The organism is Streptomyces sp. SPB074 (assembly GCF_000154905.1).
Lineage (GTDB): Bacteria > Actinomycetota > Actinomycetes > Streptomycetales > Streptomycetaceae > Streptomyces.
Genome location: NZ_GG770539.1, coordinates 6,300,012 through 6,300,397, shown reverse-complemented (window position 1 = coordinate 6,300,397; position 386 = coordinate 6,300,012). Strand labels below are relative to the sequence as shown.

Below are 386 nucleotides of genomic sequence, written 5' to 3'. Positions count from 1 at the left end.
GGCGCCGATGGAGCGGCCGGAGGCGAGCGTCTCCAGGTGGCCGCGCCCGCCGCACGTGCAGGGCAGGTCGCCGAAGCCGTGGATGTGCCCGATCTCGCCGGCCGCGCCGTGCGGTCCGGGGAAGAGGGCGCCGCCGACGCCCGTACCGAGGGTCATCCCGAGCACGTCGCGCTCGCCGCGCACGGCGCCCGCCGAGATCTCCCCGAGGAGGAAGGCGTTGACGTCGTTGTCGAGGAAGGCCGGGACGCCGAGGGCGGATTCGACCGCCTCCGTGACGGCGAAGCCCGCCCAGCCGCGGGTGGAGTCGCTCGCGACGAGGATGCGTCCGCAACACGGGGTCCACGACCCCGGCGGCGCCGACCCCGGCGCCGGTGAGGCGGCCCGGG

General features: G+C 77.2%; 1 protein-coding gene. It reads right to left on the bottom strand.

Translation table 11 applies throughout. The features are described 5' to 3' along the window. Window positions 1-386, bottom strand: a 386-nt coding sequence (locus SSBG_RS26880; protein WP_008749208.1) for an ROK family protein, incomplete at both ends; no start/stop codon positions are given.